This window comes from Brevirhabdus sp. (assembly GCF_052826345.1).
Window position 1 is genome coordinate 1 of record NZ_JBRBUA010000102.1, and the last position, 8,673, is coordinate 8,673.

11 protein-coding genes and 1 pseudogene are annotated in these 8,673 nt (G+C 63.9%); 3 read left to right on the forward strand and 9 right to left on the reverse strand.

Translation table 11 applies throughout. The features are described from left to right. The 7 genes from ACU0BR_RS12385 to ACU0BR_RS12415 all read right to left on the reverse strand — a co-directional run. Positions 1-968 (reverse strand): metallophosphoesterase (locus tag ACU0BR_RS12385; RefSeq protein ID WP_446157139.1); only part of this gene is annotated, 968 nt, incomplete at its 3' end. A gap of 148 nt (positions 969-1,116) precedes the next feature. Further along, positions 1,117-1,959 (reverse strand): sulfur oxidation c-type cytochrome SoxA, encoded by an 843-nt coding sequence (gene soxA, locus ACU0BR_RS12390; RefSeq protein WP_446157140.1) that lies wholly within the window; start codon positions 1,957-1,959, stop codon positions 1,117-1,119. A gap of 49 nt (positions 1,960-2,008) precedes the next feature. Then, positions 2,009-2,338 (reverse strand): thiosulfate oxidation carrier complex protein SoxZ, encoded by a 330-nt coding sequence (gene soxZ, locus ACU0BR_RS12395; protein WP_446157141.1) that lies wholly within the window; start codon positions 2,336-2,338, stop codon positions 2,009-2,011. Positions 2,339-2,361: 23 nt separating this feature from the next. Continuing rightward, complete coding sequence (gene soxY, locus ACU0BR_RS12400; protein ID WP_446157142.1) at positions 2,362-2,784, reverse strand: thiosulfate oxidation carrier protein SoxY; 423 nt, start codon at positions 2,782-2,784, stop codon at positions 2,362-2,364. A 27-nt stretch (positions 2,785-2,811) separates the two neighbouring features. Then, complete coding sequence (soxX, locus tag ACU0BR_RS12405; protein WP_446157143.1) at positions 2,812-3,267, reverse strand: sulfur oxidation c-type cytochrome SoxX; 456 nt, start codon at positions 3,265-3,267, stop codon at positions 2,812-2,814. 117 nt (positions 3,268-3,384) lie between these two features. Next, positions 3,385-3,978: a thioredoxin family protein gene (locus tag ACU0BR_RS12410; RefSeq protein ID WP_446157144.1), complete on the reverse strand. Its 594-nt coding sequence runs from the start codon at positions 3,976-3,978 to the stop codon at positions 3,385-3,387. 29 nt (positions 3,979-4,007) lie between these two features. Further along, positions 4,008-4,745 (reverse strand): cytochrome c biogenesis CcdA family protein, encoded by a 738-nt coding sequence (locus tag ACU0BR_RS12415; RefSeq protein WP_446157145.1) that lies wholly within the window; start codon positions 4,743-4,745, stop codon positions 4,008-4,010. A gap of 85 nt (positions 4,746-4,830) precedes the next feature. On the opposite strand from ACU0BR_RS12415, the gene ACU0BR_RS12420 reads away from it, so the two are divergent. From ACU0BR_RS12420 to ACU0BR_RS12430, 3 genes are all read left to right on the forward strand, one after another. Beyond that, positions 4,831-5,229 carry a hypothetical protein gene (locus tag ACU0BR_RS12420; protein WP_446157146.1) on the forward strand — a complete coding sequence of 133 codons (399 nt, stop codon included), beginning with the start codon at positions 4,831-4,833 and terminating at the stop codon, positions 5,227-5,229. A gap of 123 nt (positions 5,230-5,352) precedes the next feature. Next, positions 5,353-5,715 carry an ArsR/SmtB family transcription factor gene (locus ACU0BR_RS12425; RefSeq protein ID WP_446157147.1) on the forward strand — a complete coding sequence of 121 codons (363 nt, stop codon included), beginning with the start codon at positions 5,353-5,355 and terminating at the stop codon, positions 5,713-5,715. A 124-nt stretch (positions 5,716-5,839) separates the two neighbouring features. Further along, positions 5,840-6,886 carry a YeeE/YedE family protein gene (locus tag ACU0BR_RS12430; RefSeq protein WP_446157148.1) on the forward strand — a complete coding sequence of 349 codons (1,047 nt, stop codon included), beginning with the start codon at positions 5,840-5,842 and terminating at the stop codon, positions 6,884-6,886. A 136-nt stretch (positions 6,887-7,022) separates the two neighbouring features. Here the strand turns inward: ACU0BR_RS12430 and ACU0BR_RS12435 are convergent, their stop codons facing one another. Both ACU0BR_RS12435 and ACU0BR_RS12440 read right to left on the reverse strand, forming a co-directional pair. Further along, positions 7,023-7,583: a PqiC family protein gene (locus ACU0BR_RS12435; RefSeq protein ID WP_446157149.1), complete on the reverse strand. Its 561-nt coding sequence runs from the start codon at positions 7,581-7,583 to the stop codon at positions 7,023-7,025. A 1-nt stretch (position 7,584) separates the two neighbouring features. Next, positions 7,585-8,673: pseudogene (locus ACU0BR_RS12440) on the reverse strand (hypothetical protein); the annotation flags it as partial.

The window sequence follows — 8,673 nt, forward strand, 5'->3', positions numbered from 1 at the left end:
CCGGAGGCGATCAGGATCGTCTCGCCCACCAGCACCGGCTCGGGCAGCGCGTCATGGGTGTGGCCGGTCAGAATCACGTCGATGCCCGGCACCCGCGCGGCCATCTGGCGATCCACGTCGAAGCCGTTGTGCGACAGCAGCACCACCAGATCGGCACCCGCCTCGCGAACCTCGGCCACGACGGACGCCATGCGCTCCTCTCGGACACCGAAGGACAGGCCGGGAAACAGCCAGCCGGGGTTCGCAATGGGCATGTAGGGGAAGGCCTGCCCGATCACGGCGATCTTGGCGCCGCCGCGCTCGAACATCTTGTAGGGTTCATAGGCGGGCTCATCCCATTCGGCGTCGAAGATGTTCGCGCCGAGGAAGGGGAAATCGAGATGCTCCTCGATCAGCTGGTTCACCCGTTCGGTGCCGAGGGTGAATTCCCAGTGGCTGGTCATCGCGTCGGGCTTGAGCTGGTTGAACACGTTGACCATGTCCATGCCCTTGGTCTTCTGCGCGGTGAACGACCCCTGCCAGGTGTCGCCGCCATCGAGCAGCAGCGCCTCGGGGCGCTCGGCGCGAATCGCGTTGATCACGGTCGCGGCGCGGTCCATGCCGCCCATCTTGCCGTAGGCGCGGGCCAGTGCCACGAAATCCTGGTCGGTGAGGGCATAGGCCCAGGGCGTCCCGGGCTCGATGTCGAAAAGGTCGAGGAACGCCTTGCCGGTCACATGCGGCGGCATACCGACGACCGCGCCGACGCCGAGGTTGATCTCGGGCTCGCGGAAGTAGATCGGCTTCAGCTGCGCATGGACGTCGGTGATATGAATCAGCGTCACGTTGCCCAGCGGGTCGAATTCTAGCAGCTGGTCCTGCGTCAGAACCTGTTGCGCGGCCAGTTTGGCCCAGTTGCCGACGCCCGAAGCACCGTAGAGGGCAGAGGCGGCCACGGTCGCCTGAAGAAAGTCACGGCGCGAAATCATATGCGCAGTCTCCGATTTGAACTCGTCAACAGCCAACGCGGCGGGGAAAACCCCGGTGCTGGCAGATCGGCGATGTGGGGTGTGGGGTGTGGGTAAAAAATGCCGCGCCCCGCAGTCAGGGGGCGCGGCGGATACTGTTCGAAAGCGATCAGTTGCGGACCGAAGGCGTTTCCACCGACAGGCCGTTGCCGCGCGAGGCCACGTAAAGTTCCAGCGCCTTGAACTCGTCGGAGCCTTCCTTGTAAGGCTCGGCCCGGACGTTTCTCATGCAGCCCTTGAACCGCCCCTGAACGGTGTTGATCTTGGCATTCTTCAACCGATAGGTGGGAAAGCCGTTGATCTGCCCCTGGCTCAGGTGATCCGCGCGGATCATCGTGTCGTAGTTGTCCTCGTGACAGTTGGCACAGGAAAGATCCAGCTGGCCCACACGGGTGTAGTACAGCTCCTTGCCCTTTTCCCAGAACGGCTTGGCCGGACCGTCGATCGACACGTTCACCGGCATGCCGCGCGACTGAAGCCCGATCAGCGCCGTCATCGCGGACATTTCGGTGCCCGACCACTTCCAGGGCTCGGCGCCCATGTAATCGGTCCGCATCCGGTTCACGACCTCGGTCAGGGTTTCCAGTTTCCCGTCCGCGTTGACGCGCGGCATGGAGGCCTGGAGACCTTTGAACTCGGACACGTCCTCATGGCAGGAGGCGCAGGATTTACCCTCGGTCCCGTCCACTTTGGAATACATGTCGATCGCGCTGTCGATGAACACGAAGGCCGGGTTCTCGAAGTCGTCGAGCTGCAATTGCTGCGTCTCGTCGGAGCGGAAAACCCAGCCCGAGTAGATCTCGGACAGGTTGTCCAGATAGGCCGGGGCCTCTGTCTTGGTGACAAAGGTTTCGCCGTCGATTTCCAGCACGGCATCTTCGTTGGCCGCGGCTGCGCCCGCCACGGCGACGGATACGGCAGCGGCCAAAGTGGTAAACATGGTCAATTTCATGCGGCAGTCCTCCCTTAGATGCCGGTCTTGGATGCCGGCCGGTATCAGTTTAACCGACTTTGACTTCCTCAGTCTTGTCATAAACCGAGCCGTCGTCGTCGTACCAGGTGAACTTGAACGCGCCGGTTTCGGGCACCTTGGCCTCGAACTCGAAATAGGGGTTGGTCGAGATCGCGGGCTCGAGCTTGACGTCGATGACGTTCTGCTCGTTGAAATCGCAGGTGAAGCGATTGATGATCGAGCGAGGGATGATCTTTCCGTCGCTGTCCTTGCGCTGGCCCGATTCCATCTTGTGCGAAATCAGGGTCTTGATCGTGATGACCTCTCCGGCATCGGCCTTGGAGGGTACTTTCACGCGGGGTTTGACGCCTTTTGCCATTCTTTCTTTCCTTATCCTGTGCCTTAGCCGCCGCAGCCGCCAATGGTGACCTTCACGGTCTTCGTTGCCTTCTGGAAGCTGCCATCAGCCATTTCCGCCAGCGCGACCACGTCCTGCGTGGTGGCCAGACGAATGCGGGTCGAGGCGCCGTGGGAGCCCGCCAGAGGGCCGAATTTGATGGTGGCGACTTCGGGGCTGGGGTTGCCCAGTGCCAGGAAGGTCACGGCCACCGCGCCGGGTGCGTTGACCGAAATCGGAACCGTGTTGCCGTTTTCCGCGATCTCGGGAGCGGTCAGCTCCAGATCGCCGCCTTCGACGGCTTCCTTGCCGCCGGTGATCTTTGCGATCGCATCGTCGACAGCCGCATGTGCGGGCATCAGACCCAGTCCGAAGACTGCGGCAGTTGCGGCCCCGAAAGCCAGCGTTTCACGCCGTGTAAGTGTCATCTTTTCTCCTCTCAGCCCAGACAGGGCTTAGTTAGCCTTCAATGTCATAAGGTAGGCGACCACATCCTCGACCTGCTGTGCGGTCAGGATCGACTTTCCCTCGAAGCTTTTCAGCGGACGATTATAGCCGCTATCGATGTAGAACGCGGGCATGATCGTGTCGGGGAACATCTGCTTGGCGTTCGTCACGATCCCGCGCAGCTCCGCCTCCGACCAGCGCTCCGCAACGCCGTCGAGCGGGGGCCCGACCTCGCCGTGGAACTGCTGCTCCGTGATTTCCGAGTTCATGTGGCAGGCAAGGCAGTTGCCCTGCTTGCGGTTGATGAAAACCTTGCGTCCGGCGGCAGGATCGCCCGGCGCGCCAGTCAGCGACTGATCGACCGCGCCGCCGTCGAAGACAACATCAGACGGCGCCACATCAGCCGCGTAGGCGCTTCCCGCGCCCATCGCCAGCACTGCCAGTCCCAGCAGAACTTGCTTCATCTAGAATCCTCCCGTTTTCGCTCTTTTGCCCGATGCTATCCCAGTGATGACAAATCGCGCAACAATGAATTACGATTTTTGAATATATTGGAGATTCCGCATTTACGACGCGGCCCGCTATTTCGACGCTTTCGCCTTGCGCTCGACGATCATCCTGGCGTGGTAACGCTGGAAATCCTCCTCGCCCTCAAGCAGATACCGTTTCTCCGCCACCCAGGTCAGCATGTCCAGCGTCGTGCCGGGACCGAAGGCGCCCGGCATCATCGCCACCGCGGCCTGCGCCGCGGTTTCGCCTTCGGGCACCTCCTCGGGCATGAAAAGGATGGTCGGTGTGAACAGCAACCCCCACTTGCGCGAGATCTTCTTTTCCGGCGCGGTCTGGCCATCGAAATCGGTGACCTCGGTTTCGCCGTGCAGGTTGAGCTGCACGACAAAGAAATTGTCCTCGATCATCTTGGTGATCTCGGGGCGGGGGAAGACCTCTTCGTGCATCTGCTTGCAGTAGATGCAGCCGCGCTGCTCGAACAGCAGCATCAGGCGCTTGCCCTCGGACCGGGCCTCGGCCAGATCGTCGGGCAGGTTCTTGAACGTGTCGCGCATCCAGCTGGTCTTGTGCAACCCGTCGCCGCCCATCACGGCCTGCTCCGCCCCGGCCGCGAACGGCAGCCAGAGCGCGGTAATCAATATGGTGAAAAAAGATCCAAACTTCATGTCAAACCCTCCTGACGCGATCCGCCAAATCAGCCGATCGTCTGAAACCAAGGCATCCAGTCCAGCATGGCCTGGGCAATATAGTTCACGGTATTCGTCGCGATCAGAATCGCAAACAGGATAAGCATCCCGCCCATGATCTTTTCCATGTGCCGCAGCTTGCTGCGGTGGCGCTGCAACCAGCGCAGGAACGGCTTGGCGAAAAGGGCCGCCAGGATGAAAGGCGCCGTCATCCCCAGACCGTAGATCGACAAAAGCAGCCCGCCCTGCCAGATGCTGCCCATGCCGCCCGCGATCATCAGGATCGCGGCCAGCGCGGGGCCGACGCAGGGCGTCCAGCCGAATCCGAAGGCAAGCCCCATCAGATAGGCGCCCACCGCGGTCGTCGGCTCCGCCTTGCTTTCCATCCGCGCCTCCCGGTAGAGGAACGGCACGCGAATCACCCCCAGGAAATGCAGGCCGAAGACGAAAAGAATCGCGGCCGCGACCCAGGCAAGCTGATCCATGTAGACCCGCACCGCCTGCCCCAGCGCGGTCGCGCTCATCCCGAGGATCACGAAAACGGTGGTAACGCCGAGCGCAAAGAAAATTGATGAGGTGATCAGACGGCCCCGTGCCCCCGGGGCGATCGCGCCGTCCTGTTGCAGCTGGCTCATCGACAGACCGGCCATATAACTAAGGTAAAATGGCACCATCGGCAAAACACAGGGCGACAGGAAGGAAACCAGCCCCGCGAGCAGCGCACCACCATAGGTAATATCGAACATGATTTCTCCCGCCTTGCGAAGCACAATGCGACATATTACATTTTTTCTATATGATGAGTCATGTCCTGTAATCTCGGAGTCGTCAATGTCGACACTATTCAAACGGATCACCTTCGGCACCGCCACGGCGCTGGCGCTCGCCTCGTCAGCGATGGCCGCGGACACGAAGCTCGTGATGTTCGAGGAAGACGGCTGCATCTGGTGCGAGCGCTGGAACGCCGAGATCGGGCCGATTTATCCCAAGACCGACGAGGGAAAGCGTGCGCCGCTGGAACGGATCGACGTCAAGGACGCCGAGAAGGCGCCCTACAAGCTGACAGCGAAGCCTTTCTTTACGCCCACATTCGTATTAATAGAGGATGGAGCGGAAGTGGATCGGATCGAAGGCTACCCCGGGCAGGATTTCTTCTGGGCGATGCTGGGCAAGATGATCGGCGAGCTTCCCGCCCCTGACGAGGGGGGCACCGACAGCGGCGGATCCTGATCCCCGCGCGCGCAGAACGAGGACGTACATGCCATGAGCGATACAGCCGTTCCCGGTGGCTCGTCATTCGGCCTGAGGGGGTCTATACTGCCGTCAAGATCAAAGCGGCGGCAGGAGAGCCCGATGATGACGCAGCCCGCACGGACCGAAGCGGCGGTACCCTCCGGGGGCCATGCGGTCGACCCGGCGGAAATGATCGAAAGCTCTCAGGCGGCGTCCAATTTCCTCAAGGCACTCGCGCATGAAAACCGCCTGATGATCCTGTGTCATCTGACCACAGGCGAAAAAAGCGTGACCGAGCTGGAAACGCTTCTGTCGTCACGGCAGGCGGCGGTAAGCCAGCAACTGGCACGCTTGCGCATGGAAGGGCTGGTCAGCCATCGGCGCGATGGCAAGACCATCTACTATTCGATCAAGGACCCGCGGGCGCAGCAGATGATCGACCTGGTATTCGATCTTTTTTGTGCCGCCCCCAAAGACCACTGACATAGCGGACCGACAGCGGAAAGCGGTCGGCCCGGCGGGCCGGGCGTCTTTTCGCAACAGACGGCACCCCGCCCGATAACCCGCAGACCCCGGCGCAGCCATGCCGGACGGAAGGAGCGAGCGATTGGAACACCTGCACGCAGGGACATTGTCGGCACTCGTCGGTCTTTCGACCGGCATCGTGCTGGGGCTCGCGGCGCGTCTGGGCAGCTTCTGCACGCTCGGCGCCATCGAATCCGCGATCTACGGTGACGATCAGCGGCGCATCCGCATGTGGGGGATGGTGCTGGGCACGGCGATCCTGGCGATCTATGCGCTCAGCGCGGCGGGGCTGCTCGACATCAGCCAGACGCTTTACCACCAGGTCGAATGGAACCCGCTGGCCAGCATCATCGGCGGCGGCGTCTTCGGCTTCGGCATGGCGCTGGCGGGCAACTGCGGCTTCGGCGCGCTGACCCGTTTCGGCGGCGGGGACATCCGCGCGATGGTGGTGGTGGTGGTGATCGGGATCGCGGGGTTCGTCACGCTGAACGGCCCGCTGTCGGGATTGCGCGTGGCGCTGTTCCCGCCCATGCCCGCCTCCGGCCCGCAGGGGGTGGCGCATCTGCTGAACGAACGCCTCGATATTCCGCTTTTCGCCACCGCGGCCGTGATCGCCACCGCGTTGATCGGCTGGGCCCTGTCGCATCGCGCCTTCCGCGCGTCGCACGGCCAGATCGGATGGGCCATTGCCGCAGGACTTGCCGTGGCCGGCGCATTCTGGGGCACGTTCGAGGTATCGCTTGCCAGTTTCGGTGCGGTGCCGGTCGACGGTCACAGCTTCATCGCGCCGCTGGGACGCACGCTGATCTATCTGATGACCTCGTCGGCCGGCGGGCTGAGCTTTCCCGTGGGCTCGGTCACCGGCATCATGCTGGGCGCGTTCATCGGCTCCTTCATCAAGCGCGAATTCCGCTGGGAAGCCTGCGAGGACCCGCGAGAGCTGGGCCGGCAGCTGACCGGCGCGGTGCTGATGGGCATTGGCGGCGTCGTCGCGCTGGGATGTTCCATCGGCCAGGGGGTCAGCGCGTTTTCGACGCTGGCCTTTTCCGGTCCGGTCACGCTGGCCGCGATCGTGGCGGGGGCGGTCTTCGGGCTGCGCAACCTGCTGGCGGGGTTTCAGCCCGAATAACTCGGCCAACCAACTTGGTCGGCTAACCTGGCCCCGATAACTTCGCGCGGCGCGGCTGTCGCGCGCCTGCGCCCGCATCGTGCCTCTTCAACCTTCTTCCGGCACGGGGCGAGACCCCGCACCGAAGATCCTCGCCTCAGCGCAGCGCCTCGCGCGCGATCTGGCGGGCCAGCGACTGCACCACCTGACCGCGCGCCGCGGCGATGCCCGCGGCACCCGCCTCGGGCGCGAAGGGCGCGGTCAGCTTGAACCCGCCGGAGCGATCACGCCGCCCGTCGGGGCTGGCGACGAAATACTGGCCAGAAAAACGGAAGATGTTGCCGCGCCCGGCGACCATCTCGTCCACACGCACCTCAAGCCGCACATCGGCCAGTTCCTCGAACGGCCAGGGCTCGGTCGCGGCGCGGGCGCCGGTGATTTCCCCCAGATCGCGCGCCAGCGCCAGGGTGACGGCGCGCGTCGGATCGTCCGCCCACAGCAGCACCGCGTCGCTGGCCAGCGCGCCCTCGGGGGTTTCGACGTAGATCTCCTCCAGCGCGGCATAGGTGGGCAAGGTCACCTCGCGCACCTCGACCGAGCGCACGCCGACCTTGACGCGTTCGGCCACCGCGGTTTGCGGCACCGCATAGCGCAGGATCGGATCGCTGCCGCAGGCCGTCAGCAGCAGCAGGGCGGGAAGGGTCAGAAAACGGGTCATCTCAGCGTCCAGTCAAAAGGGAGTTCGGCCGCCGCTCGATCGCGCGCGCCAGTGATTCAACAGCTTTCGCGGCCTTTTGCAGATCGCGCATCGCCTGTCGGGTTTCATAGTTCAGCTTGGACTTCTCGTCGAAGCCCCCCAGCGTCGTCTGCGCCTGGGTCAGCGTCGCATTCAGCCGCTTTACCACCGACGGCAGCTGATCGGCGGCGCCCGCGATCGAATTGGCCGCCTGACGCGCGGAGGCCAGCGTGGCGTTGGCATTGGCGACGGTACCGCCCTCGCGCAACTCGCGCAGGACGAGATCCACCTGCGACAGCGCCGCGTTCAACGACGCGGGCAGCTCGGTGGCGCCCTCGGCGCCGACAAGCTGCTGCGCGCTGTCCATGAAGGCGGTGACCTCTTCGATCAACCTGTCCAGCGGCAGCGCCTCGACCCGGCCCGACAGCGACGTCAGGTTCTGGATCAGCGTGGGCAGATCGTTGCTCGCCTCGCTTATGTTGGCCGCCGCGACACCCGCGGATTCGACCGCCGCGACAAGCTTGCTGACGCCATCCTGCTTTTGCACCTCGGCCAGCAGCGCGCGGATGTCCTGAAGCGTGGAATTGATCTGCGCGGGCAGCTGCGTCGCGCCGTCGGTGCCGATCAGCTTGTCGGCGCTGTCGACCAGCGTGGTGACGCGGGCGATCAGATCCTCGACCGGCAGATCGCGCGCCTTGCGCGACAGATCCGACAGATCCCCCGACAGCACCGACAGCTTGGCCATCAGCGGCGGCACATCGAGCGTGGCAAGCTGGTCGATGGATGTCGCGGCCCTGCCCGCGGCCTCGGCGGCGCCCGCCAGCTTGGCGACCGCCTGCTGCTTTCCGGCCTCCGCCAACAGGGCGCTGACGCCTTGGAGCGCGGTGCTGATGTCGGCGGGCAAACGCTCTGCGCCATCGGCGGACAGGATGCGCTCGGCGCTGGCCGACAGGCTGTTGATCTGCGCGACAAGCTGCTCCAGCGGCAGGTTGTTGGCCTTGCTGGACAGGCTCGTGACGCCGACGGCCAGATCCGACAGATCCGACAGCAGCGGCGGCAGATCCTCGCCCGC